Annotated in this window: 27 protein-coding genes and 1 tRNA gene; 24 read left to right on the top strand and 4 right to left on the bottom strand. The window is 32.1% G+C overall.

Annotated features, from left to right (window positions below):
* Nucleotides 1-48: 48 nt before the first annotated feature.
* The 10 genes from JK636_RS17305 (at nucleotide 49) to JK636_RS17260 (ending at nucleotide 7354) form a co-directional block, all read left to right on the top strand.
* On the top strand, nucleotides 49-1029 hold the full coding sequence (locus JK636_RS17305; RefSeq protein WP_202750237.1) for a hypothetical protein: 981 nt from the start codon (nucleotides 49-51) through the stop codon (nucleotides 1027-1029).
* A 271-nt stretch (nucleotides 1030-1300) separates the two neighbouring features.
* Complete coding sequence (gene mntA / locus JK636_RS17300) at nucleotides 1301-1591, top strand: type VII toxin-antitoxin system MntA family adenylyltransferase antitoxin (protein ID WP_338025798.1); 291 nt, start codon at nucleotides 1301-1303, stop codon at nucleotides 1589-1591.
* Nucleotides 1592-1760: 169 nt separating this feature from the next.
* Complete coding sequence (locus JK636_RS17295) at nucleotides 1761-2381, top strand: YhbD family protein (protein WP_202750236.1); 621 nt, start codon at nucleotides 1761-1763, stop codon at nucleotides 2379-2381.
* Nucleotides 2382-2398: 17 nt separating this feature from the next.
* Nucleotides 2399-3184: a polymer-forming cytoskeletal protein gene (locus JK636_RS17290; protein WP_243428258.1), complete on the top strand. Its 786-nt coding sequence runs from the start codon at nucleotides 2399-2401 to the stop codon at nucleotides 3182-3184.
* 166 nt (nucleotides 3185-3350) lie between these two features.
* Nucleotides 3351-3716, top strand: coding sequence for a DUF2089 family protein (locus tag JK636_RS17285; RefSeq protein ID WP_202750393.1), 366 nt, complete (start codon nucleotides 3351-3353; stop codon nucleotides 3714-3716).
* 28 nt (nucleotides 3717-3744) lie between these two features.
* Nucleotides 3745-4116, top strand: coding sequence for an SHOCT-like domain-containing protein (locus JK636_RS17280; RefSeq protein WP_202750235.1), 372 nt, complete (start codon nucleotides 3745-3747; stop codon nucleotides 4114-4116).
* 90 nt (nucleotides 4117-4206) lie between these two features.
* Entirely contained in the window at nucleotides 4207-4467 is a 261-nt protein-coding gene (locus tag JK636_RS17275) for a hypothetical protein (protein ID WP_202750234.1), read from the top strand.
* A gap of 135 nt (nucleotides 4468-4602) precedes the next feature.
* Nucleotides 4603-5601, top strand: coding sequence for an ABC transporter ATP-binding protein (locus JK636_RS17270; RefSeq protein WP_202750233.1), 999 nt, complete (start codon nucleotides 4603-4605; stop codon nucleotides 5599-5601).
* A gap of 8 nt (nucleotides 5602-5609) precedes the next feature.
* Nucleotides 5610-6434: an ABC transporter permease gene (locus tag JK636_RS17265; protein ID WP_202750232.1), complete on the top strand. Its 825-nt coding sequence runs from the start codon at nucleotides 5610-5612 to the stop codon at nucleotides 6432-6434.
* A 92-nt stretch (nucleotides 6435-6526) separates the two neighbouring features.
* The gene (locus JK636_RS17260) at nucleotides 6527-7354 is read left to right on the top strand and encodes an ABC transporter permease (RefSeq protein ID WP_243428257.1); all 828 of its coding nucleotides are present in this window, start codon (nucleotides 6527-6529) and stop codon (nucleotides 7352-7354) included.
* 30 nt (nucleotides 7355-7384) lie between these two features.
* On the opposite strand, the gene JK636_RS17255 is transcribed toward JK636_RS17260, so the two are convergent.
* On the bottom strand, nucleotides 7385-8284 hold the full coding sequence (locus JK636_RS17255; RefSeq protein ID WP_202750231.1) for a cation diffusion facilitator family transporter: 900 nt from the start codon (nucleotides 8282-8284) through the stop codon (nucleotides 7385-7387).
* A 199-nt stretch (nucleotides 8285-8483) separates the two neighbouring features.
* On the bottom strand, nucleotides 8484-9386 hold the full coding sequence (locus JK636_RS17250) for an alpha/beta hydrolase (RefSeq protein ID WP_202750230.1): 903 nt from the start codon (nucleotides 9384-9386) through the stop codon (nucleotides 8484-8486).
* Nucleotides 9387-9635: 249 nt separating this feature from the next.
* Here JK636_RS17250 and JK636_RS17245 point away from each other — a divergent pair, with 249 nt between their 5' ends.
* From JK636_RS17245 to JK636_RS17205, 9 genes are all read left to right on the top strand, one after another.
* Nucleotides 9636-9953, top strand: coding sequence for a MazG-like family protein (locus tag JK636_RS17245; RefSeq protein WP_202750229.1), 318 nt, complete (start codon nucleotides 9636-9638; stop codon nucleotides 9951-9953).
* Nucleotides 9954-9973: 20 nt separating this feature from the next.
* On the top strand, nucleotides 9974-10975 hold the full coding sequence (locus tag JK636_RS17240; RefSeq protein WP_202750228.1) for a YybS family protein: 1002 nt from the start codon (nucleotides 9974-9976) through the stop codon (nucleotides 10973-10975).
* 16 nt (nucleotides 10976-10991) lie between these two features.
* Nucleotides 10992-12983 carry a DHH family phosphoesterase gene (locus JK636_RS17235; RefSeq protein WP_202750227.1) on the top strand — a complete coding sequence of 664 codons (1992 nt, stop codon included), beginning with the start codon at nucleotides 10992-10994 and terminating at the stop codon, nucleotides 12981-12983.
* Nucleotides 12983-13429 (top strand): 50S ribosomal protein L9, encoded by a 447-nt coding sequence (rplI, locus tag JK636_RS17230; RefSeq protein ID WP_202750226.1) that lies wholly within the window; start codon nucleotides 12983-12985, stop codon nucleotides 13427-13429. Before JK636_RS17235 ends, rplI begins: the two co-directional genes overlap by 1 nt.
* Before the next feature lie 120 nt (nucleotides 13430-13549).
* The gene (gene lonC, locus JK636_RS17225) at nucleotides 13550-15442 is read left to right on the top strand and encodes a Lon family ATP-dependent protease (RefSeq protein WP_202750225.1); all 1893 of its coding nucleotides are present in this window, start codon (nucleotides 13550-13552) and stop codon (nucleotides 15440-15442) included.
* A gap of 28 nt (nucleotides 15443-15470) precedes the next feature.
* Complete coding sequence (locus JK636_RS17220) at nucleotides 15471-16808, top strand: replicative DNA helicase (protein WP_202750224.1); 1338 nt, start codon at nucleotides 15471-15473, stop codon at nucleotides 16806-16808.
* Nucleotides 16809-16928: 120 nt separating this feature from the next.
* Nucleotides 16929-18140: an EAL and HDOD domain-containing protein gene (locus JK636_RS17215; RefSeq protein WP_202750223.1), complete on the top strand. Its 1212-nt coding sequence runs from the start codon at nucleotides 16929-16931 to the stop codon at nucleotides 18138-18140.
* Nucleotides 18141-18148: 8 nt separating this feature from the next.
* Nucleotides 18149-18224 (top strand) — tRNA-Thr (locus tag JK636_RS17210).
* Nucleotides 18225-18684: 460 nt separating this feature from the next.
* Nucleotides 18685-20313, top strand: coding sequence for a DUF4435 domain-containing protein (locus JK636_RS17205; protein ID WP_202750222.1), 1629 nt, complete (start codon nucleotides 18685-18687; stop codon nucleotides 20311-20313).
* 281 nt (nucleotides 20314-20594) lie between these two features.
* On the opposite strand, the gene JK636_RS17200 is transcribed toward JK636_RS17205, so the two are convergent.
* Nucleotides 20595-21518: a tyrosine-type recombinase/integrase gene (locus tag JK636_RS17200; RefSeq protein WP_274601623.1), complete on the bottom strand. Its 924-nt coding sequence runs from the start codon at nucleotides 21516-21518 to the stop codon at nucleotides 20595-20597.
* Between the two features lie 357 nt (nucleotides 21519-21875).
* Between JK636_RS17200 and JK636_RS17195 the strand changes: the two genes are divergently transcribed.
* From JK636_RS17195 to JK636_RS17180, 4 genes are all read left to right on the top strand, one after another.
* Nucleotides 21876-22352 carry a DUF4214 domain-containing protein gene (locus tag JK636_RS17195; RefSeq protein ID WP_202750391.1) on the top strand — a complete coding sequence of 159 codons (477 nt, stop codon included), beginning with the start codon at nucleotides 21876-21878 and terminating at the stop codon, nucleotides 22350-22352.
* Between the two features lie 13 nt (nucleotides 22353-22365).
* Nucleotides 22366-22470, top strand: coding sequence for a DUF4214 domain-containing protein (locus JK636_RS24170; RefSeq protein WP_202750220.1), 105 nt, complete (start codon nucleotides 22366-22368; stop codon nucleotides 22468-22470).
* Between the two features lie 128 nt (nucleotides 22471-22598).
* Nucleotides 22599-23696 (top strand): diguanylate cyclase, encoded by a 1098-nt coding sequence (locus JK636_RS17185; protein ID WP_202750219.1) that lies wholly within the window; start codon nucleotides 22599-22601, stop codon nucleotides 23694-23696.
* Between the two features lie 279 nt (nucleotides 23697-23975).
* Entirely contained in the window at nucleotides 23976-24551 is a 576-nt protein-coding gene (locus tag JK636_RS17180; protein ID WP_202750218.1) for a MarR family winged helix-turn-helix transcriptional regulator, read from the top strand.
* 12 nt (nucleotides 24552-24563) lie between these two features.
* On the opposite strand, the gene JK636_RS24165 is transcribed toward JK636_RS17180, so the two are convergent.
* The gene (locus JK636_RS24165) at nucleotides 24564-24629 is read right to left on the bottom strand and encodes a KxYKxGKxW signal peptide domain-containing protein (RefSeq protein WP_202750390.1); all 66 of its coding nucleotides are present in this window, start codon (nucleotides 24627-24629) and stop codon (nucleotides 24564-24566) included.
* 194 nt (nucleotides 24630-24823) lie between these two features.
* Between JK636_RS24165 and JK636_RS17170 the strand changes: the two genes are divergently transcribed.
* Complete coding sequence (locus JK636_RS17170) at nucleotides 24824-25999, top strand: SLC13 family permease (protein ID WP_202750217.1); 1176 nt, start codon at nucleotides 24824-24826, stop codon at nucleotides 25997-25999.
* The last annotated feature ends 240 nt before the right edge of the window (nucleotides 26000-26239 follow it).

Here is a 26239-nt window from a genome sequence, read left to right as displayed (position 1 = left end):
AGCATTCATGTAGTAAATCGTATAATTATCAGAGAGGAGGCATTATAGATGAGTTCTAAAAAGAAGCCAAAGATAGTATTGCTTACTGGTATCGCTGCTATGTTTAGTATAAATATATTACTTATGAATATATCAAAATCTTATTCTCAATTTAATACGAGTAAATCTGTGGCACTGGAAGCAACAGTGGCTGACAAAGGAGATATTATAAAAAGTATAAGTGTTGATAATTTTGTTAATCCTACGAAAATTAAAATAATTAAATCTGAAAGGTGTAAAACAAATCCTATAGTTTACTTAGAGCTAACAGGAAGGCTTCCTTATTATGTACAACCAATAAATCCTGTAGAATTAGATGATACAAAAATGAAACGTGAAGAGTGTGATGATAAAGTAACAAGATATGTATATGAGATACCTATTACATTGAAAAATAATAGCAATGAGCAAAGTAAATTAAATACGGATGTAGGTGGGAAATTTGTTGCAAAGTATCTAAATGGATTTGAAAGTATGGAAACTAAAGATGTTGTATATAAGGCTCAATACATAAAGGATTATCCACATTACAGCGGCAATTATCAAAATATTAGCGTGGGACAGTTTGGAAATGCTATAGATAATATAGATAATATAGACGTTAAGTATTTAAAGTCTAAAGGAAATCCAGGTATTAAAGAAACACCTGATAAGCTTATAATAACTAGGAATAAAAAGTGTAGTAACAATCCTATAATATATTTTGAGGTAACAGGCCAGCTACCTTATTTTATACAACATATTAACCCGATTGAATTAAGTAAGGAAAGAGCAACGAGAGAAGACGGGGACAACTATATATATGAAATTCCAATACCATTAAAGGTAGATTCTATTCAATCTTTTCCATGGAGCTCTATATTAAAGGGTGGAGTATATATAAGATATTTAAATTATTATTGTAGTAATCCCATAAATATTGGGTATAGTGGTAAGGAATTAAGTGATGCAAGAATGCTATTTAGCTGGGATCCTGAAATAAAGAATTAGGCGCAATTATAATTAGATATAATAAAATAGCATGTTTAAGTTAGGAAAAATCGCCAGTTTATTTTACGCTGGAGGTTTTTGTTTTAAATAACAAATGAAGGCTCACGACTAACTTGCATTGAACTATGATATAATTAAGGATATAGTGCAAGATTAAAAATTATAGAAATTGAACTCAAATACTGTTTATATCAGAGGCGGTGAGTTAGTTGGTATTAAGTGATAATGAAATAGGTAAAATACATAGTATTTTAGTAAGTAGAATAGAACCATACTTATTTTTTTATTTGGCTCAAGTGTCAAGGGTGCCTTCAGAGAAGACAGTGATATTGATATAGCATTTTTATCTGATAATGAACTTAGCGATTATGAAGTTTTTATGATAGCTCAGGAAATAGCTTGTGTTTTTAATAGGGATGTAGACTTAATTGATTTAAACAAGGCTTCTGCAGTTTTTAAAGCACAGATTGTTGGTACAGGAAAGGTTATTTACTGCAGCGATGATAACCGAAGAATGTGTTTTGAAATGAGAAGCTTTAAAGAGTATGCTTTACTAAATTAAGCAAGAGAAGTTATTCTAAAATCAATTAAGGAAAGAGGTTCTGTATATTAGACTACTGCACACGCACTAGTCTTTTTTTATTTTTTCAAAAAATATCGTAACAACCCCTTTACAACGTAACAATGTTTTGTTACACTATATCTATAGTCAATATAAGGAAGTGAACAATATGGAAGAAAACCTAATATCAAAAAAAGATTTGCTAGAACTTATGGGTATCTCCTATGGTCAGTTGTATAGGTGGAAGAGAAAAAATCTTATACCTGAGGATTGGTTTATAAAGAAGTCCAGCTTCACTGGTCAGGAAACATTTTTTCCTAAGGATAAAATACTAGAGCGAATTGACAAGATTATCAATATGAAGGATGATGCATCCTTAGATGAGCTGGCGCAGGTATTTTCGCCAATGCCCTCTGATGTGGCGTTAACTAAGGAAGAGCTTTTTAGTAAAAAGATTGTTGCTCAAATGTCTATGGATATTTACGAGAGTATCCATGGAGAAACTAAGATTTTTTCTTTTGAAAAGATACTTTTTGTAGGGTTGCTAGAAACCTTGCTGCATTCAGGTGAGGTAAGCTTGGATGAAGGGAAATTAGCTCTTCAGACTGTAGAGCAGTATTATAAAAACTTTGAAGGAAGAGATTGTGAGATAGTTCTGGTTCGTAAGTTTGGAGTTGCAACCTGTTTTTTAATAGGAGTTCCTAATGAAGCATATATTGAAACCGGCGCAAAGTTGGTTTTAAAGGTTAATATAAGTAAGTCAATTGAAGAATTAAAATTAAAGATATAATATAGGAGGCTATTTAAATGATGAATGGAGCAAATGGAAGTATAAAAATATCAGGTTCGGGTTCTGCCGGCGGTGGGATCTATGAAGAAGTTAAAATAAGCGGTTCAGGTAAAATAACAGGGGATATTGAGTGCGGTGAGTTTTCCATAAGCGGTTCAGGTAAAGCAGAAGGTAATGTTAAAGCATCTGAATTTAGAACCAGTGGATCTTCAAGAGTTGTTGGAAATCTTGAGGCAGAGGAAATAAAAATAAGCGGATCTTCTCATATTGAGGGTAATGTTAAATGTGAAAGTATAAAGGTTTCAGGCTCTGGTAATTTTGATAAAGATATAGATGGAGAAGAGGTTGAAATATCAGGTTCTGCTAAAATTGGAGGAAATCTTCATGGAGAAAGCGTAAGGATTTCAGGCGGCATAACTATAAACGGAGACTGCGAGGCTGAGGAATTTACAGCTAAGGGAGGCTTTGAAATTGATGGCCTTTTAAATGCGGACACAATAGAAATATATGTAGGTGGTTATTGCACAGCTAAGGAAATAGGCGGAGAAAACATTCAAGTTAGGGAATTAGGCAGTGCAGGTATATGGAATAAAATAATAAGCTTGTTTACAATTCATGGAGCAGGACTTAAGGCTGATGTTATTGAAGGTGATGAAATTTATCTTGAATATACAACTGCTAAAATCGTAAGAGGTAAAAACATTACTATAGGAAGAGGTTGCAATATAGATAATGTTGAATATAAGGAAGAGCTTTTAATAAATGAAGACGGAAGAGTAAAAAATCAGGTTAAAATAAGCTAATATTAAATAAATAAAGGTCGTAATTAATAAAATTAATTATGACCTTTAATATTTTTAAATATATTTAATGGAAATATTAAAATATTTAATTTATATATTGATTTATTTAATTTATGGTATTATAATGTAAATATACCAAGAGAGAAAAATTTAGGTGGTGATGATCATAGCGTATAGAATTATAAGCAAATGTCCTGTGTGTAGTGCAAAACTAAGGGTTACAAGGCTTAAATGCAATAAATGCGGTACAGTTATTGAAAATGACTTCGAACTTTCTAAATTTGAGTATTTAAGCAGTGAGCAGCTTAACTTTATGGAAGTTTTTCTAAAATGCAGAGGCAATATTAAAGATGTTGAAAAAGAGCTCGGAATATCATATCCAACAGTCAGAGCAAAGCTTGACGATGTAGTTTCTGCTTTAGGCTATACAGTTATAAAAAAGCCTACTGTAAGCAGTAAGGAAGTTTTAGATATGCTTGAAAGAGGAGAAATAACTCCAGAGCAGGCTCTAAACATGATGAAAGAAGAATAAATTATAAATTGAAAGGATGGGTATTGAAATGAAAGAAGAGGTTAAAAGAATTTTAAAAATGGTTGAGGATGGAAAGATTGATGCGGATAAGGCTACAGAACTTATAGAGGCTTTAAATAAGCCTGCAGTAATTGATCAGCCGGCTGTAATAAGCAATTCCGATAAAATGGTTAAAATTAGAGTTTTATCAAGTACACAGGATAATGTAAATGTTAATGTTCCTGTTAAATTTTTAAAGGCTATAGGAAATGCAGTTAATAATATAAAGATTCCTGGAGTTTCAGAGCAGGATGGAATAGATGTAAGAATGATAATGGAAGCAATTGATTCAGGACTTGAAGGAAAGATAGTTGATGTTAAAAGCGGTAATGGTGATATAGTAGAGGTTTCTATAGAGTAATAAGAGAATGTTAGGCAGCTTAGGTATGGATGTATTAAAGCTTAAGCTGCCTGAGACTACCCAGTATTTCGACTGAAAGGGGAAAGTATTGTGAGAATTTATATTAAAACAGATGACGGCAAAAGTTTTAGAATTCCGGCGCCTTTATGGCTTGTTAAGGGTGCTCTTGGTCTTGGAAACTTTGGTCTATCAATAGGTAAAAAGTATATTCCTGAAGAGCAGCGCCACTATGTTGATAGCATAGATTTAAGAGAGCTTAGACATGGCTTTGATGTGCTTAAGGATTATAAAGGCTTGATCCTGGTTGATGTAAAAGCAGGAGATGGAACAGAGGTGAAAATTATTGTTTAAGCTGGGAAGATAAGAAGATATCGCGATAAGAAGATAAGAAGATATCAATATAAGAAGATTTCCAGATGAGAATATAATGATATAACCATATAGCCATTTAAAAGGTTAGCAATTGTTGTTGAAAGGAATAAGGGTATGGAAAAAGCGGTAGAGGTTAAGAATTTAAAAAAGTATTTTATAACGAGAAAAAAGAAGTTTTTAAAGACTATAGAGAAGAAGGAATTTAAAGCTGTAGATGGTGTCAGCTTTGATATATATAAAGGAGAAATTTTTGGTCTTTTAGGTCCAAACGGAGCAGGAAAGACCACAACGATAAAGATGATAACGGGACTTTTAAGACCGACCTCAGGCAGCGTATGTGTTATGAATAAGGATGTAGATAAAAAACCTTTAGAAGCCCTTAAGAGCTTGGGGACAGTTCTTGCAGGGGATAGGAGCATCTATTGGAAGCTTACTGCAAGAGAAAACCTTGAGTATTTTGCATCGCTTTACGGCTGCAATAAAAGTGAAGGTAAAAAGAGAGCAGAGCTTATAATAAATAGGCTTGGACTTTCAGAAAAAGCAGATGAACTTGTTGAAAAGTTTTCAACTGGAATGAAGCAGAAGGTTGCTCTCGGAAAGGCTCTTATACCAAATGCACCCGTAGTTTTATTGGATGAACCAACCTTGGGACTTGATCCTCAATCAGCGCTTAATTTAAGAGAAATAATAATGGATATTAAAAATGAAGGAAGAACTGTACTTTTAACAACTCACTACATGGAGGAAGCAGATTTCCTTTGTGACAGGATCGCAATTATAGACGGAGGAAAAATAATTGCTTTAGATACTCCGGAAAATTTAAAGAAAAGTATAAATGAGATTAAGAGTATTAAAATAGAGTTAAACAAAGTAGATAATAAATTATTAGAAGAAATAAAAACTTTAGATAATATTAAAAACGTCATAAGCGATTACAATTCAGAAAAGAGAAATTACACTTTAACTATTCATCACACCAATGGAAATACAATCATACAAAAGCTTTTAGACTGCATCTCGAAAAATAAATCCCAAATACTTAATATAAATGTGCTGGAGCCTTCTCTCGAGGATGTATTTATACATCTTACCGGAAAGAGCCTTAGGGAGTAGGTGAGATAATGCAAAGATTTAGAACTATATATGCAGTTTTTAAAAAGGATTTTATTCAGATGATGAGATATCCAACCTGGTTTATTCAGCTTATAATCTGGCCGCTGATATTTCCTCTTATGTATATATTAAGTGCATACGGTATGGCTGGGCCTGATAGGTCAGGACTTCAGGCTTTTCAAAATACAACAGGTACAAACAGCTTTGAGCTTTTTATTGTAATAGGAACTATGGCTTGGATGTGGGTTAATACAACCATGTGGAGCTTTGGAACATACTTAAGAGAAGAGCAGACTAGAGGAACACTAGAGTCAAACTGGCTTTGCCCTATAAATAAGTTTGATTTGCTTATAGGTGGAGGCTTAGTATCTATTATACAGGCTATTTTTATATCTGTAGTTTCGGTTTTGGAGTATAGATTTATTTATGGGATGCATTTTACAGGAAGCGTACTATCCTGGATAGTGATGTTTATTATTATGATGCCGGGTGTTTATGGACTTGGAGCATTATTTGCAAGCATAATTTTGTGGCTTAAGGAAGCAAATGCAGCAGTTAACGTAGCAAGGGGAGTTATGATGATACTTTGCGGGATAACCTTTCCTATAGCTGTAATGCCAAATTGGATGAGAGTTTTGGCAAAGGGAATTCCTTTCACCTATGGTATAGAGGCTTCGAGACAGATTATGGTCAATGGAAATGGACTGTTTGAAGCAAGATATAATATTATGATGTGTTTAATAGAAGGTTTTATTTTGCTTGTACTTGGAAGGGTATTGTTTAAGGTTATAGAGAATAAAGTTAAGAACTCTGGGTCACTAGAGAGGTTCTAAGGTTAAAGTCCTAAATGGACTTTAACGGGTATCTTGCGAGTGGGAACGAGCGAGTATAAGATACCCAGTATTCGGTAAAAGGAGAATGAAAATTGAAGTTTAAAGATATAATGATTGTTTTTCGGTCGAGATTTATTATAAGTATGAAAATATATTTTAGGTACCCTGTTAATTTTATAATGACCTTGTTTGATCCTATAATGTGGCTTACACCCTTTTATTTTATGGGAAAAAGCTTTTCTGGCAGCGGAAAGCTTATGGGGTTTGAAAAATATACGGGAAACTCCGACTTTATGAGTTTTTTAGTTATTGGCTACATGATTTCTTCTTATGTGTCAACAGTATTTTGGACTATGGGCTTTTCACTAAAGGAAGAAATGAGGCAGGGGGTTCTGGAATCTAATTGGAGTGCTCCTGTAAATAGGATAGTTTTAATGACAAGCAAGAGCATTTTTAATTTTTGTGCTACAACCTTTGAGGTAATACTCACAGGTATTGTATGTCACTTTGCTTTTGGCTTTACAATAACGGCAGGACTTCTTAAGGCTATATTGTTCTTGATTCCGGGTATAATTGGAATGCTTGGGCTAGGCTTAGCTGTTGGTGCTTTAGTGCTTCTTGCAAAAGAAGCAAACGGAATTATTGATATAACAAGTTCAATGGTCTCAGCCTTTTCAGGAGGATACTTTCCGGTAAAGGTTATGCCAAGAGGATTTCTATTTATCTCTCTTATACTTCCGATGACATATATTTATGACAGCAGCAGAGCAATACTTATTAATCAGACTCCCCTATTTTCTCTTCAAAAGGAGTTTATAATAATTATAATAGCTATGATAGGTTTTGCAGTTCTAGGAAGCTTCATATTTATGAGAGTTGAAAGAAAGTGCAGGGAACTTGGAATACTTGGAACACATTAAAAGCGGCCTCAAGGCCGCTTTTAAATTACACTAAAATTTTAAGGAATTAGCAGTTTCAGACTTGTTATAAAATGGCTCTATATGAACGGTTACCTGAAGATTTTGGTTTATCTCCTTTTGCATCTTCTTTTCTAGGAGGTGAATAAGCTCATGAGATTTTTCAACACTCATTTTAGGTTCGATCAATATATGCATATCAACGTACATTTCATTTTCGCTTCCACGGCTTCTTATCTTATGAACGCCTTTTACTTCCTCAAATTCAAGCGCTATTTCTTTAACTTTAGAAGTATCAATAACAGCTTTATCAACTAATATACCGCCTGCTGATGAAAAAATTTCATAGGAGGCATGAAATATGAAGCCTGATACAACTAAAGAAGCTATAGGGTCTATTATTGCCGGAAGACCAAGTTTTACACATATTAATGTAAAGATTACTCCTATGGATACGTAAATATCGCTTCTTGTATGAAGTGAGTCGGAAATCAGAATATAACTGTTTAGGTTCTTTCCTTGTTTATATTCATAGGTGCTTACAAAGATATTAATAGCAAGAGTTACAGCTAAAGTAATAAGGCTTTCAATAGTAATTTGTGGTGCAACAGGGTTTACAAATCTACCTATAGCAGTAAAAACAATTTTTCCTCCAATAAATAAGAGCATTCCCGCTATGAAGAGGCCGGATAAAGTCTCGAATTTTTTGTGTCCGTATGGGTGATCCTCGTCAACAGGTTTTGATGCTAGGCTTATTCCGATAAGTCCTACTATATTAGAAGAACCGTCTGTCAGCGAATGAAAACCGTCTGCAGTCATGCTGGCACTTTTTATTGAACTTCCTATTATTATCTTAAGTAAAGCTACTGCTAAATTAGCAAATAGTATTATCCAAAGTACTTGCTTAATCTTTTTAAAATTTTGCGTGGTCATTTTTAAGTCTCCTTGTTTTATTAATATGTTTTCAATTGATAATTAAGTATATGATAATTATAGTTGGAATGTTACACTATTTCAATATAAAAATGCAAATATTTTACAAATATTAAATCTCAATTGAGAATATAAAACAAGTAATAATTAATTACAGATATAAAAATCCCATAGAAATTGATGATTCTATGGGATTTGTTTATTTAATATTTAATTCTTCTAAAAAGTTTCCAACTAATTTGTCATACTCTTCTTGATTGTTCCAGTAAGCCTCAGCATGGTCTGAATTTGGTGCAAGATAAAGCTTTTTCACACCCTTTTTAATATTGAACATATCAACGCTCATTTCGTGAGGTATGTAATTATCATTTTGACCATGAATAAAAAATATTGGAATTTCTACATTATGAATATCCCTTACAGGAGATACGTCGCTTAAATAAACCCCGTATCTTATCTTTGAAACTATATTAGCTATATATAAAACTGGAAATGGTACAAGGTGGTAATCCAGTTTCAATCTCAATCTTAAAAGTTTAAAAAGATCTGAATAAGGGCAGTCTGCTATACAAAAGGCTATTCTATCATCTATAGCGAGGTTTTGAAGCACAGTTGCTGCTCCCATGGATTCACCATGAAGCCCAACTATAGAATCTTTTCCGTTACGGGCTAGCACCCAATCTGTACAAGCCTTTAAATCATATTTTTCATAAAATCCAAAGCTGCAAAAGTCTCCTTGGCTTTTTCCATGGAATCTATGATCGTAAATTAAGATGTTAAAACCTCTTTTATAGAACATATTCATATATTTAACAGAAACAAATAGATTACAGGTTATTCCATGAACTATGATTATTGTCTTTTTTGAATTTCCATTTGGAAAGTATATCGCGTGAAGGTTATACCCATAGGGCGATTTTATATAAAACTCTTCTTTAAGGAGTTTTTCATATTCATCTTTTATGATTCTGCCTTTTTCCTGTTCGTATTCATAAGTTTCTTCATAATCGCGGGTTTTGGGCTTGAGCGCTACATTTGAAAAATAAATTCCTGAGACTATTGACAAAATTAATAATAAAGCTAATATTAATGCAATAAGCATTGAATTTCTCCCTCCTAACATATTCTCTCGATTATTATACCATATAATTACAGATAATTAATGGAAAGGACAAACTTTTGTTGCATTAATACCTAAAAATAACTAAAATAGATTTATAGAGTTATTGAAAATGGTTACTTTGTATACAGATGGGGGTAAAAGTGCTAAATGCACTTTTACGGGCAGTTTGCGAATGGGAATGAGCAGGCTTAAACTGCCCCGTGTTCCGACAAAAAGGAGGAAAGCTAATTGAAGAGAGATGAATTTAATATAATGTCCAATATAAAGATAATTGAGCAGCTTAAGGCGGAACTGCTTTGTATTATAGGAGATTTTTTTAAACTGCTTACTAAAGGAAGTAATGTAGCTCATGATGCAATTTTAGACTGCATTTCTGGGGCAATTATAATACTTTATATTCTTGCAGAGAGATTAGGTTACTCTTTTACTGCAGTGGATGAAAGCGTTAAGAAAAAGCTTAAAGTGGGTATAATTGAAGAAGATGGAGTAGAAAAACAGGGGAAGGATTTAAGCAGACTTTATAATCATATAAAAGAAAGAAACTAATAATCTAGGAGAATACATAAATGGAAAACAGAACAAACAGTACAAAATCTACAGTTGAAGCAGGCCTTATATCAGCTATAATTGTAGTTTTAATGCTAATTACAGGTTATGTGCCTATGATAGCTTTTTTAGGGACTTTAATTTTACCTATACCTGTAGCTATACTTTACCTTCGACATAATTTCAAAGTAACTTTGACAGCTATAATTGTAAGCACGATTATTACAGCTATGCTTTTTAACCCTATTCAGGCCGCTTTGTCAGCCTTATCCTTTGGCTTTACCGGGCTGGTTTTCGGTTACAGCATAAGAAAAAATAAAAGTATCAATTTTACGCTGATAATACTAACGTTAGCATCTTTATTGGCTATTGTTATAAACTTTTTAATTACAATACTAATAATTCAAAAAACAAGCATTACAGGTTTTTTTACAACAACGGTTAATCAGTTTAATGATATGATGAAAGAAACCATACCAATGGTTAAAGAGCTGTACGTAAAGGCTGGTATGACTGAGGAGCAGATAAATCAATCTCTAAGCGTGTTCAATATGCTAACTCCTCAATATATATTGAATTTTTTAGCAGCAGCTTTAATTATGCAGTCTATAGTGTCCTCATTTGTTAACTATGCTGTTTCAAGGGCTGTACTAAGAAGATTTGGATACAACTTAAAAAAGTTTACTCCATTTACAGAGTTTTATATTAATAGCTTTATTGGTGCTCTTATTGTCATGCCTGTACCGCTTGGTGTACTTTTAAGTGCTAAAAATATACCTATAGGTAAGCCTATACTTGTGTCAGGACAAGTGATTATGCAGTTCGCATTTTTATTAGTGGGTATTTCTGTAGTTTCTTATTATCTTAAAAATAGATTCAAATTAACAAACGCTATAATAACTATAATAGTTATCTTCCTTGCGCTTAATCCAATGTTTGGAACTATACTTGTTTATTTAGGTTTAATAGATATGCTGTTTGATTTTAGAAAAATAAATCCTAATAGAATCCTGAAGAAATAATGCGGGAGGCCAAATAATGGATAATAAATTCAATTATTTTAATGCAAGCAACAAGCTTTATATGATCATTATTGCAGTTTCCATAATAGTGATGTTTGCTTATGGTCATTTTATTGCAGGTACTGCAGCATTAGTTGTATACGCTGTTCTTTTAATTTATAATATGTATCACTCACGAAAACGAAAGGATGAGTGGAAAAGATTTGTTGAAGACTTTTCTTCACAACTTGATGTTGCTACAAGAAGTACTCTTGTTAAACTTCCTTTTCCTTTTATCATGGTAAGTGATAAGGGTAGTATTGTCTGGTATAACCAAAATGCTTCTTCTATTATGGAGGGTCAGGATATATTTGGTAAAAACATCACAGAGGTTGTTAAGGATTTTAATATTAAGTATGTTTTAAATGAAAAGAGAAGCAATTTTAAAAATATTAAACTTAAGAATAGATATTACGATATATATACAAGCATAATAGATACTTCTGAAGTTAAAAACAAAGAAGATAATATTGTACTTTTGTATTTTTATGATGTGACGGAGCTGGTTGAACTTGAAAACAGCATAGAGGGGAATAAGCCTTCTGTTATGCTTGTAGAAGTGGACAATTTGGATGAGGTTATTAAAAGTATTGAAGAGGATAAAAGACCTATTTTAAATGCAGAGATAGAAAGGGCTATTAATAATTATGCTCTAAGCTTAAATGGGATTCTTAAAAAATACTATAACAATAAATATATTATTGTCTGCCAGGATAAATGTATTCAAGCTGAAATGGACAAGAAGTTTGATATATTGGATTCGATAAGAGATATTAATTATGGAAATACATTAGCTGTTACGCTTAGTATTGGAGTAGGAAGAAACGGTAAAACTCCTCTTGAAAATCATCAGTTTGCTTCTTCAGCGCAGGAGCTTGCTTTGGGACGAGGCGGAGACCAGGTAGTTGTTAAAAATGGAGAAAAGCTTTCTTTCTATGGTGGTAAAACTAAAGAGGTAGAAAAGAGAACTAAGGTTAGAGCAAGAGTTATAGCTCATGCTTTAGTTGATCTTATAAATGGAAGCAGCAATGTTTTTGTTATGGGACATAAAAATCCTGATATAGACTGCTTTGGTGCTGCTATTGGAATAAATAGTGCAGTTAAGCTTTTAAATAAACCCTGCTATATTATACTTGATGAAAAAAATTCAGCTATAGAGGGAATACTTAAAAAGTTTAGTGAGGAGCCGGGTTACCAGAATACCATGATTAACACTGAAGCTGTAAGGCAGAATTTAAAAGAAGATAGTTTACTTATAATTGTTGATGTCCATAATAAAGGATATGTATTAGATTTTGAGCTGGTTAAGCAGTTTAAAAAGATAGTAATTATAGATCACCATAGGAGATCACCGGATGCTGTAGAGGGGGTACTTCTAAGCTATATCGAAACCTACGCATCTTCAACCTCTGAGCTTGTTACAGAGATGCTTCAGTATATGATTGAGAATCCTAAGATTAAGCCTATTGAAGCGGAAGCGCTTCTTGCAGGCATATGCGTAGACACAAAGAACTTTTACTTTAAAACAGGTGTTAGAACCTTTGAGGCTGCAAGCTTTTTAAGACGCCTTGGCGCAGATACTATAGACATTAAAAAGTTGTTTGCGGAAAATTTGGATACTTATCTCAAAAAAGCCGATATAATTAGATCTGCAAAGGTAGTAAATGGAATAGCTGTGGCTACTTGTCCAAAAGAAATAGAAGATACTGTATTGGTTGCCCAAGCAGCGGATGAACTGCTAAATATTACTGGTATCCAAGCATCATTTGTTCTTGCTAAAATAGGTGATGAGGTATTTATTAGCGGAAGATCCCTGGGTGATGTCAACGTACAAGTAATCATGGAATCTATAGGGGGAGGCGGCCATATGACTATGGCAGGAACTAAGTTTGAAGCCGATTCTATAGAGGATGCATTAGAGATATTACAAGATGCAATTGATAAAAACTTAAGGGAGAGTGAAAAGTAATGAAAGTTATATTATTAGCTGACGTTAAAAATGTAGGTAAAAAAGGAGAAGTTATAAATGCCTCTGATGGTTATGCAAGAAATTTTTTGTTTCCAAAGAAGCTTGCTCAAGAAGCTACAGAAGCAAATATGACTGTTTTAAATCAGAAGAAAGAAGCAGAAAGAAGAAAAAAATTAGCTGAAATTGAAGCAGCTCAAAAGTTAGCTAACGATCTTAAAGGAAAAGAAGTTAAGATAAGTGCAAAATCAGGAGAGAGCGGAAGATTGTTTGGTTCTATAACAAGCAAGGATATAGCTGATGCAATAAATGCTCAATGCAAGATAAACGTAGATAAGAAAAAGGTTAATGTTGATACTATAAGAACTTTAGGAACTTATGAGGTTGAAGTTAAACTTTACCCTGAAGTGTCTACAAAAATTAATGTTGTCATTGTAGAGCAAAAATAGATTGCATATAGATTTCAAAGTAAGTGTGCCGTTTAAGTTTCTTAAATGGCAATTTACCATGTGAAACTATAAAGTTCTCCTAAACATAGAAATTACGCTGCAGCATAAGGGGGAAACATAATGAAATCAGAATTTAAGTTTGACTATAGCTTTGATGAAAATAAAATAAATACAGTTCCGATTGAGTCTCAAGTAGATGTTTTGTTCCAAGTAACTAAAAATGTACTTGATGAAGGTGCTATGAGAGCAAGAATAACAAAGTTTAAGCTTCAAAAGCATATTCACAGCGGCGATGTATATAAAAGAATTTATGCTTTAAACAGAATTGTAAGTGATGGAAAAGGTATAGATACTATACCAAGCGAGAACAACTTACATGAGGTTTTGGCTGATACAAATAAATGGATTGCAGAAGCTGTAGCTAAAAGATATGTACAAAATGAAATTGAAAAAGAAGTTGAACAGGCTCTTATGGAAAAACAGGATAAGTATGTTGATGAAGTTAGATTAGGCATACTTAAAAAGCAAAAGGGTCCTGAAAATGCAAAGACTTTAAAGAAGTATGCAGACCTAGAAGTTTTGGATACAAAAAAGCTTACCAAAAATATTCAGTCTATGCTTAGACCAGATAGCTTTGATGAAATAGTAGGGCAGGAAAGAGCCATAAAGTCATTGTTGTCAAAAATGGCTTCACCATATCCTCAACATATAATTTTATACGGACCTCCAGGGGTAGGTAAAACTACTGCTGCAAGACTCGCACTTGAAGAGGCTAAAAAAATTAAGCATACTCCTTTTAGAGAAGATGCTAAGTTTGTAGAAGTAGATGGTACTACTTTAAGATGGGATCCTAGAGAAATAACAAACCCTTTATTAGGTTCTGTTCATGACCCAATTTATCAAGGGAGCAAAAGAGACTTAGCTGAAATTGGTGTTCCAGAGCCAAAGCCGGGACTTGTTACAGAGGCCCATGGCGGAATACTATTTATAGATGAAATTGGAGAACTTGATGAAATTCTTCAAAACAAGCTTCTAAAAGTTCTAGAGGATAAGAGAGTTGAATTTTCATCTTCCTACTATGATCCAGAGGATGAAAATACACCTAAATATATAAAATATTTATTTGATAATGGAGCACCGGCAGACTTTGTTCTTATTGGTGCTACAACAAGAGAGCCTTATGAAATAAACCCAGCTCTTCGTTCAAGATGTACCGAGGTTTATTTTGAGCCTTTAACTGCAAAGGATATTGAGAAAATAGTTGAAAATGCAGCAGAAAAGCTTAAGGTAGAGCTTGAAGATGGGGTAGCTGAGCTAATAAGCAGATACACCATAGAGGGAAGAAAAGCTGTAAATATACTAGCTGATGTATATGGTTATGTTTTATACAGCAAGGGTGAAAGTGAAAATATTAAGCTTCAGATAAAAGATGTTCACGAAATAATATCTATTGGAAGATTAACTCCTTATGAAGAAGTTAAGACTGAAAATGATAGGGAAATAGGTCATGTTTATGGTCTAGGTGTGAATGGATATATTGGTTCAACTTTAGAAATAGAAACAGCTGTTTTTGAAGCAAAAGATAAAGGAACTGGACAGGTTCGCTTTAATGACACTGCTGGAAGCATGGCAAAGGATTCTGTATTTAATGCGGCTTCCGTTATCAGAAAGATAACTGACAAGGATATAAAAGACTATGATATCCATGTTAATGTTATTGGAGGCGGAAATATTGATGGCCCTTCAGCAGGTGCGGCAATAACTGTATGTATAATAAGTGCTTTGTTAAACAAGCCAATCAGACAGGATATTGCAATAACCGGTGAAATATCCTTAAGAGGAAATGTTAAGCCTGTAGGGGGAATATTTGAAAAGGTATATGGTGCAAGAAGAAAGGGTATTAAGCTTGTAGTTGTACCTAAGGATAATTTAAAGGAAGTTCCATCAGGTCTTAAGGATATCGAAGTTAAAGCAGTAGAAACAATAGAAGAATTAATGGAAATGGTATTTTAAAAAATAATATACGCAAGGAGGTCTCTTCATGGATACACCTCTAAGAAGTTTGCCTCACAATATTGAAGCAGAGCAGTGGGTATTAGGTGCTATGCTTAAAGAAAGAACTTCCATAGCTTCAGCTGTGGAAGTTTTAAAAAGTGAGGATTTTTATAGAGATGCGCATAAGGTGCTTTTCAGCACGATGGTTGAATTATATCAAAAAGATACACCTGTAGATATAATTACCTTAACCGAAGCTTTAAAATCTGCCCAAAAACTTGAATCTGTTGGAGGGCTTACTTACATAAGTGAAGTATATGGTACAGCTCTGTCTACAGCAAATGTTAAGTCATACATAGAAATTGTAGGACAAAAGGCAATGCTTAGAAAGCTTATAAGAGCTTCAAATGAAATAATAGAAGCCAGTTATAATAAGCAGGACGATGTTGAAGGTGTGCTTGACTCAGCAGAGCAGAAAATATTTAATATTGCAGAAAAGAGAAATACAGCAGACTTCGAACCTATGAATGTAGTTCTTGAAAGAGGCTTTTTAGAAATTGAAAGACTTTTCAATAACAAAGGTCAGGTAACAGGGGTACCATCAGGGTTTGGAGACCTTGATGCAAAGACTTCCGGTTTTCAAAAGGGTGATATGGTGCTTATAGCAGCAAGACCTTCTATGGGTAAAACAACCTTCGCCCTTAACTTAGCTCAGCATGCAGCTTTAAGATCCGGAAAAAGTATTGCTATATTTTCTCTTGAAATGTCTAAGGAACAGCTTGCTTATAAGCTGCTTTGTGCTGAGGCAAATGTTGATATGCTTAGACTCCGAACAGGTAACCTGGATGATAGAGATTGGGAGAACATAGCCAGGGCTTCAGGGCCTCTTGCTGCAGCAAAGATATTTATAGATGATACAGCAGGGGTCTCTGTAATGGAAATGCGTTCTAAGTGCAGAAGGCTTAAGATTGAGCATGGTAGTATTGATATGATTTTAATTGACTATCTTCAGCTTATGTCAGGAAGCAATCCGGAAAACAGGCAGCAGGAAGTTTCTGAAATATCAAGATCTATAAAAGCTCTTGCTAAAGAGATGGGATGCCCTGTAATTGCACTTTCACAGCTTTCTCGTGCTCCTGAGCAAAGAGCAGACCACAGACCTATGCTTTCAGACCTTAGAGAATCAGGTTCTATAGAGCAGGATGCTGACCTTGTTATGTTCCTATACAGAGATGAGTATTATGACAAGGAAACAGAAGATAAGAATGTAGCAGAATGTATAATAGCAAAACAGAGAAACGGCCCGACTGGTACTATAAAGCTTGCATGGCTTGGTCAGTTCAGTAAATTTGGAAATCTTGATACGGTTCACAGTGATTTTTAATAAAGGTACGGTGTAATACTGTGCCTTTGTTATTTTAATATTGTAATTAATTATAAAATTAGGATATAATTAAGATACAAGATAATTATGTATATGATGGTTTGCACTTTGGGGGTAAGAATGGAAGTATTTGTTGCACGACAGCCTATATTGAATACCAACAAAAGCGTAGCTTATTATGAACTCCTTTTTAGAGAAAATAAAGAAAACTACTATAACGAAGTTGATGGAGATAAGGCTACTTTAGATGTTATAACAAATAGTTTTACTCTTATAGGCATGAAGAATATGACTAATGGGAAAAGAGCCTTTATAAACTTCACAGAAGGCCTTCTTCTAAACGAAACAGCTCTTCTTTTGCCCAAGGACAAGGTAGTAATAGAAATTTTAGAAACTGTAACCCCTACTGCTAGATTGGTTGAATGCTGTAAAAAGCTTAAGGCTAGAGGGTATCAATTAGCTTTGGATGATTTTGTTTTTAAGTCTGACTATGAAGAGCTTATACAGCTGGCAGATTATATTAAAGTTGATTTCTTGATCACAAAAGGTGAAGAGAGAAAAAATATAATTAAGAAAGTTAATAATAGTAATATTAAATTCTTAGCTGAAAAAGTTGAAACCATAGAAGACTTCAACGAAGCTGTAAATTTAGGTTATACTTATTTTCAAGGTTATTTTTTTAGTAAACCTACTATTTTAAGTGCAAAAGAAATGCCTACAAATAATTTATGTAGTTTTGAACTTTTAAAATTCCTTAAGGAAGATACTTTTAGAGTAGATGATATAGAAAATGTTATAAAGAAGAATGTAGCTCTTTCCTACAAACTTTTAAAGTATATCAATTCTGCAACGCTGGGACTAATGGCAGAAGTAAAATCTATTAAACAGGCTTTAGTTTTGATGGGCAAGAAAGAATTAATGAAATGGATTGCTTTAGTGACCATAAGGGATTTTTCAGATACAAACAGCGAAGCTGTAATGGATATATCCATTGTAAGAGCAAAATTTGGAGAATCAATTGCAGAGAAAATAAATTTTAAAAGCAGAGCTTCAGAAATATTTATTATGGAGATGTTTTCAAACATAGATGTCCTTTTAAATCAACCAATGGAGCAAGCCCTTGTGGATTTGCCATTAGCAGATGACATAAAAGCAGCACTTCTAGGAGAGGAAAACATTTTTAAATTTATAAACGATCTAATCTTCTATTATGAAAACGGAGATTTTAGAATGCTTAGCGAATGTTCTCGAAGACTTAATATAAGCGAAAAGGACATATCTGAGCTATACACCCAGGCATTAGAGTGGGCGACAAATATAATGAATGAGTAAGTTAAAATGCTTCCATAGCGCAGCTGGCAGCGCAACTGATTCGTAATCAGTAGGTCGGGGGTTCAAATCCCCCTGGGAGCTCCAGTAAATCAAGGCTTTCAGAGCCTTTAATAAATAGAAAAAATGATTTTGCCGACGGATTGCCGACGAAAAAATAATTTAATAATAAAAGAGAGTTTTAAGATGAGTACTTTAATAATTTGAATTTGAGTAATCATCTTTTATTTTAATATTTTTAATAGAATATACATTATTGTGTTAATATATATTCCTTACGTATAAAAATAAAATTAATAACATTTATGTTAAATAATTTGTGGATTAATATGTAGTAGATGTAATCCCAGTAAGATTAAGTTATAATTATATTGATTAATATAATTATGTTTTTAGCATTAACGTCGAGAATATTAGTTTATTAATGGTATATAGCTATATATGTATAGAGATTTTTAAGTTACTTGAAATATGTTTAGTCTTAAATAAATACTGTAAAAAGTCAATATTGGCCAAAAGGATCAGATTTTAGGTTGGAGGGATTCATATGGAAACAATAAATATCAAATTTCCAAATGGGGAAAGTAAGCAGTTTGAAAAGGGGAAACCGATAGTAGTACTTGGATCAAACGGAGCCGGCAAAACACGTTTTAGTGTAAAGATAGAAGAGTTAAATGATAACAATTATAGAAACTTTTACAATAGCGATAATTTTTTAGTACATAGATTATCTGCTCAAAAATCCTTACAATTAAGTGATAATATAATTATAAAAGGATTAGATGTATCAGAGAAAGAAGCATTTATTGGTGATAGTAGTCAATATTCGGTTAAATTAGGTAGTAGGTTTAATAATAATCCAGCAACATCTTTTTTAAATGATTATGATAAAATGCTTTCATTATTTTTTGCACGAAATAATAAACAAACAGAAGAATATTATGAAAAATGTAGAAAAGCCCAAGCTGAAAATAAACCATCACCTATTGCAGATGAATCTATGAAAGAACAAGCCGAAAGTATTTGGAAATATCTGTTGCCCAACAGGCAAATTGATTTATCAGGTAACGAAGTACATGCTCAAACTAATGAATCTCGTTATCATGGTAAAGAGATGAGTGATGGAGAAAGAGTAATTCTATATATGATTGTTCAATGTCTATCGGTTAAATCTAATTCATTAATAATAATTGATGAGCCTGAGTTGCATATTCATAAAGCTATACTTAATAAACTTTGGGACAAACTTGAAGAGTTACGGCAAGACTGTGTATTTATGTATATTACTCACGATTTAGATTTTGCTGTATCAAGGAATGTTGATGAAGTATTATGGGTAAAATCTTTTAACGGTTTGGATAAATGGGAATATGAGTTCTTGTTAATAAATGAATATTCGGATTTACCTGAAGGTTTGATATTTGAAATTATTGGTACTCAAAAGAAAGTTATTTTTGTAGAAGGTACTAAGGATAGCCTGGACTACCTTATTTATCAAGAATTATATAAAGATCATGATTATCATGTAATACCATGTGGTGGATGCTCTCAGGTAATAAATTATGTTAAAGCTAAAAAAGGTTATTCAAAGTTTAATCATATTGAAGTATACGGAATTATTGATCGTGATTTTAGGCCACAAAATGAAATTGACTCACTAAAAGATAATGGTATATATGCTATTGATGTAGCTGAGGTTGAAAATTTATTTATTGTGCCAGAATTGTTAGATTTTATGGAAGCACATCTTGGATGCCAGGGTGGGACAGCAGAGAATGTTAAAAATTTAATTATTGAAATATTTAAAGAACAAAAACCAAAACAAATACAAGAAGCCTTTGTTAAAGAGATCAATCACCAACTTAATATAATAAAATTTGATGAAAAAGTAACTAAGGAAAAGATCAAAGAAAATATTAATAATAAGTTTTCTATAGAAAATATTAATTCTATATATGAATCAAAATGCTACCTTTTTGATCAAGCTCAAGATTATAAAAGTATTATAAAATTATTTAACTTTAAAGAATTAAGCAAATGTGCTGATTCAAAATACGGATTGCAAAAAGGGCAATATAGGCAAAAGATAATAAATCTATTAAAAAGATCAGGAAATATTGAAACAAAGAAAAAAATTATTGATGCTGTTAAAACATATATACCAAGTTTGATATAAAATATATCTGATTGAAGTAGTATTTGGGTTCTTTCATAAGAACTAAAATAAGAGAGCACCTAACAATACACCCAAGTTCGCTTTAACATAGAGAATTATGACAAGCAGACTTGATAATTCTAGGCCTCTATACTAAGTTTTGGTAGAGCTATAAGTATCACCAATGAATATTACTTTCCTGATGCAATTGCAGCTAAGGGGTATTCCTATAGTGGCTAATTTGGCATCTACAGATTGAAGTATTTTATAAAATATATTGTAAAGTCATATAATTGTTCATCTTACAATTTATAAAACAAATCATTCAACTTCCTAACCGCATCCTTCTGCATATCGGGCAGCAAATGACTATAAGTATTCAAAGTCATAGCCACAGATGTGTGGCGAAGCCTTTCACTAACTGCTTTTATATTAGCCCCGGCTTTTAAAAGTAGCGTAGCATGGGTATGGCGTAAATCATGCAACCTAATTTTATGCATATTAAGTTCTTTAGATATAGGATGTATCCAACGAGCAAAGTTTCTTGATATATAATCAGGATCAAAAGGCGTTCCGTCTACGTGGGAAAGTACGAAGTTTTCTGTTTTGTACTTATCTCCGTAGACTTTTTTATTTTCTTCCTGGTGATCCTTATATTCTTTTAAAATAGATATAGTATAGTCTAGTAATATAACTTTACGCTTTGAACCTGCAGTTTTTAAAGGAACTATCTGCTTAATATTATCAATAGTTTGAAGCTGATTCTTTACATAAATTACTCCTTCATCAAGGTCAACATTCTCCCATTTAAGACCGCAGAGCTCACCCCTGCGCATACCAGTAGTAACGGCTAAAAATACTGGAATATAAACGCTTAAGTCCTTTATTCTATTAAGCAGCGAATCAACTTCGTGAGTGTCTAAAACTTTCATTTCAGGCTTGCTCTTTCTTGGCTTATCAACCATGTTTGTAGGGTTAGTTTTAATAAGCTGCCATCTAACCGCTTGGTTTAATGCAGTATGCAATATCCTGTGGCAGTATAATGCTGATGTTCCGGAGAGTCCAAATTCCTCAATACAGCTCTTATAAAAATTTTGTATATGAAGAGGCTTCAGCTTTTCTAGAGTTATTGCTCCAATCTTAGGAACAATATATGTATCAATCATATTTTTATAGCTATCATAAGTTTTTGGAGCGACATTTATTTTTGCATATGTATCAAGCAACTTAATTCAAAACTTTTCTGTAACACTAAGTTCTTCTGCACACTCAAAAGTACAGCCGCAGCTATTTAAAGCTTATACTATTTCATCGGCTGACAAAATAGTATGTACTGCCCATCTTAGAGCTTTCAATTCAACTTTATCAATAAGAACCCTATCTATATATCAGAAGCACTCAGCTGTTGTATCTCATATAGTTGTAAAATGATGCCATAGCTCTTCTGCTAATGTACAGATTAATAGTGATACAACTACGCTTAAATCTTCAAGAGTAAAGCTTGATAGAGAAAATCAAACTTTGGATGTTGCTTTTACAAGTTTGAAGAGTACAGTAACAAGCCAAGGGAATACGATAACTTCATAGGGAACTTCTATTTAAACAATACAAGGTTAAATAAACTTAATACAGGTTCAACCTCAGGTGCAGAAGTTGCTAATTCTTTTATATTCAGTTCAGAATTTATAAATAATAATGTTTCAGATTCTGAATTTTTAAGAATTATGTACAGTACGTTTTTCAATAGAGATATAGAAACGGACAGCTCAGGAAAAAATTACTGGTCAAGTAAACTTAACAGTGGAATAGCAAGACGATATGTATTTACATCGTTTGTTAATTGGAAAGAGTTTGGTGATATATGTACAAGCTACAATATAGTAAAAGGAAACATAACAATAACAGATGTTGTTGATAGATATCCAGATATAACTGCATTTACATATAGGTTCTACTCTAAATCACTAGACAGAAAACCTGACCAGGATGGCCCTTCTTATTGGGCTAATAGATTGGTTTTAAGTTCAGGCACAGCTGCAGATATGGCTTTCGGATTCTGACTATGTAAGTATAATGTATAGGTTGTTTTTTGATAGAGCTGCAGATACTTCAGGGCAAAATTACTGGCAAGGTAAATTGACTAATAGAAATAGCAGAAAATATGACATTTATATATGAAAATATTCAAATTATTGAAAATGAAAATGTTGAAATAAGCAATAATCTGTAATACACTGATAATTGTTATGAAAAAAATTAATATATTTATGAGGAATTTATGTATTAATTAAAAGGAGTAAATAGTTATGGTTTCTCAAATATTCATAAATTCATGTATTTTAATAGCATTTATTAGTATTTCTCAAAATTTTATAAGGAGAATAGACATAAATCACAAATCATCATTTCTATTAAAATTTATAACAGGTTTATGGGCAGGCCTTTTAGGGGTAATACTTATGATGTATAGCGTAAAGATTGCTCCTACGATAATTACAGATTTTCGGGCTTTACCAATTTTATTATCTGCAATATATGGAGGAGTAATACCTCCAATTATTGCTTCAATAATAATTGGGATATTTCGAATTTGGCATTTTGGTATTTCTTATGCGTCTATACTTGCAGTGATAGCCATTATACTAATAGGAATAGGGTTTTGCTTTATTAGCGCAATGAAGGTAACTAACAAAAGAAAGTGGATTTATTCTATCGGATATTTATTAACAGTTAATTTATTTCCAATGATAATTCTTATTAAAGATCCAAGTTCAATACTTGAAATTTTTATCGCATATAGTTTAAGTACAGTTATAATGTCATATTTCGTTTTTAAGTATACAGAATATATAAATGAAGCTATAAAACTATATTGGAAATTTAGAAATGAAGCTACGGTGGACTTTTTAACTGGATTAAATAATGTAAGACAATTTGATAAAGTTTTTAATATTGTGGCTCAACAGACAATAAGAAATGATGGGTATTTATCACTAATTTTTTTAGATATAGATTTCTTTAAGAAAATTAATGATACCTATGGCCATAATATTGGAGATATTATACTGAAAGATTTAGCTGATATTTTACGTAATTCATGTAGAATATATGATAATGTATTTCGTAATGGCGGAGAGGAATTTTCCATTCTATTGAATAATTGTCAATCTGATAGTGCAATGGAAATTGCAGAGAGAATAAGAAAAAGTATAGAGAATAATAAATTCTATATATCCGATAAAAAATTTATAAATATAACTATCTCTATCGGAGTCTCAACATATCCGAATATAACACAAAATGTAAATGAGCTTTTAGAACATGCTGACAATGCATTATATAAAGCAAAAAGAACTGGAAGGAATAAAGTTGTTTTATATAACAATGAAGATAATATCAAGTAAAATATTAAAATAGGAATGTAAATAAAGATAAGGAAAAGTTCTGAACAATCAAAACTTTTTTCTTTATCACGATTTTAACTTCTTATATAGAATATATTAAAATGTTATTGAGATTATATTTAAGAAGTTGTATGAAAATTATAGATTATTTGGTTCATAAATAGACAAAATATCAACATAATTAATTAGGTACCTTAAAATATTTCTTGACTTAGTTATCTAAACAGTTTATATTAATATTATAGTTAGGTACCTTATTATATTTCGAGGAGGATTCAAATGGACAACAATACTTTTGATGGAAAGGATGAAAAAATAATTATTTCATCAAATGAATTATTAATTGCACTAAACAAATTTATAAATATGTACCAAAGAAGCTTATATCAAACACGAGTTCATTATACACCTTATCGTGGCCAGGTCAGACTTTTAAATATTATAGCTGAAAATGATGGATTGAACCAAAAAGAACTTACTGAAATATTGGATATCAGAGCAGCAACATTATCAGAGCTTCTGGATAAACTAGAACATTCAAGCCTTATTAACAGGACAAAAGATAAAGTGGATAAACGTAAAATGCGGGTATTTTTAACCCCTAAAGGATTAGAATTTGTAAAAAAATTTGAAAATCAGAATGATTTTTCAGAAGAAATATTTAAAAATCTATCTAGTGATGAAAAACATTCATTTTATAATACCATTAAAAAGCTTTGTACTCATTTTGAAGCTCAGGCAATCCTTGAAGATTATGATTTAAATGAACCATTACCACCTCACCTGAGAGGACATGTTCCACCACATGAAAGAAATGGGCATGATCCAGTTCTTCCATTAAATCATGACAAATAAAATGTATTTACATCATAAATCAAAATATAATCTTTTTCCAGATTTGTGCATAAAAAAATTATTTTTACAAAATAATATCTAATTTGCTAATGCATTATAGATATTATTTCAGCATTTATTCCTATTATTGTTGCTTTGCCAATATCACCAATTCATATTTATGAAATGGTCATACCTATCTCAGAGGTTTAAATGAATATTTTTATTTATTTAATTGGTCATAAAAAATATAGATCTTATTTTATATAAAATAATTAGAGGAGTGATCTATAATGAAAACTGTCTTAAATACTTTGTATGGATTTAAATCATTTCTATTAAATGAAAATTACGAATTTTTAATTGAAATATTAGCAAAAATAAAAGCAGCTTTGAAAAATGATTTGTTTTTATCCATTTCCTTATTTGCTGCTATTATAACTTCATTTTTCAACACTCCAAATTGGAGGTACTTAGATATTAAAGTGATTATTTGCTTGTTTGAATTAATGATTATTGTGAAAGCTTTTGAAGAATACTCCTTGATTAACCATATATCGTTATTGATTTTGAATCGGTGTAAAAATGAAAGAATTTTACTCCAGGTTTTGTGCTTATTTGCTTTTGTATCAGCCATGTTTTTAACAAATGATGTAGCATTGATAGCAATTATCCCAATCATAATTAATATCTCTAGGAGAAGCAGTTATAATATTATTTTCCCCACTATCCTTATAACAATTTCAGCAAATCTTGGAAGCTGTGCAACACCAATTGGGAATCCTCAGAATTTATACATTTTCTCTCATTACAAATTGCCTGTTGAGACCTTCTTTTCTTATTCATTACCGATTTGTATTGCAAGTTTGTTCTTAATAATTTGTATAACCTTCTTTGTTAGGCCTAAACGAATTTTTTTTACCATAAATGAAACACCAATACTTGAAAAACAAATAACCGTGTTTTTAGTATTATTTGTTTTACTGATATTTAGTGTTCTTGGTACTATACCATATTTTGTGATTTTACCCATTTTAATATTAGTAACACTAGTTTTAAATAGAAGTTTATTTAGAAAACTTGACTACCAGCTGTTACTTACTTTTATTTGTTTTTTCATTTTTGTAGGCAATATATCAAATATTGCTATAATACGAAGTTACCTAACATTTCTAACTCATACACCAGCAACTACTTATCTGTCTGCATTGCTATTAAGCCAAATCATAAGTAATGTGCCAAGCAGTATTTTGCTTGCTCCATTTACATTCAACTGGCATGCATTATTTTATGGAGTAACTATTGGTGGACTAGGAACACCTGTTGCTTCTCTTGCAAGTATTATTTCTTACAAGATGTTCATCCTTGAATATCCTTATAAAAAGAGAGAATATCTATTGAAGTTTATTTTACTAAACTTTTTTTGTCTATCAATTATAGGTTTAATTTTTTATAGCTATACTAAATAGAATTAAATTAAAATATAGCTACTAAACAATATCTTGAATAAGAGTTCTGGGATATTACAACTAAGTTCTAAGCGGATACAGCATACATGTATATTAATACGTCCTCTTTTAAAGGGCATCTCTTTTGCTTTCCTGACTATTTTGCAAGGTTTCTCTTAAATTCCTTTCGTAAAAAGTCTCCTGTTTTATCCGGTATATTAATTCACCAAAAAACACAAATAACCCTGTATTGAGTTGTTC

The sequence above is a fragment of the Clostridium rhizosphaerae genome (assembly GCF_016765585.1).
GTDB classification, from domain to species: domain Bacteria; phylum Bacillota; class Clostridia; order Clostridiales; family Clostridiaceae; genus Clostridium_AT; species Clostridium_AT rhizosphaerae.
This window is presented reverse-complemented; position numbering and strand designations above follow the sequence as displayed.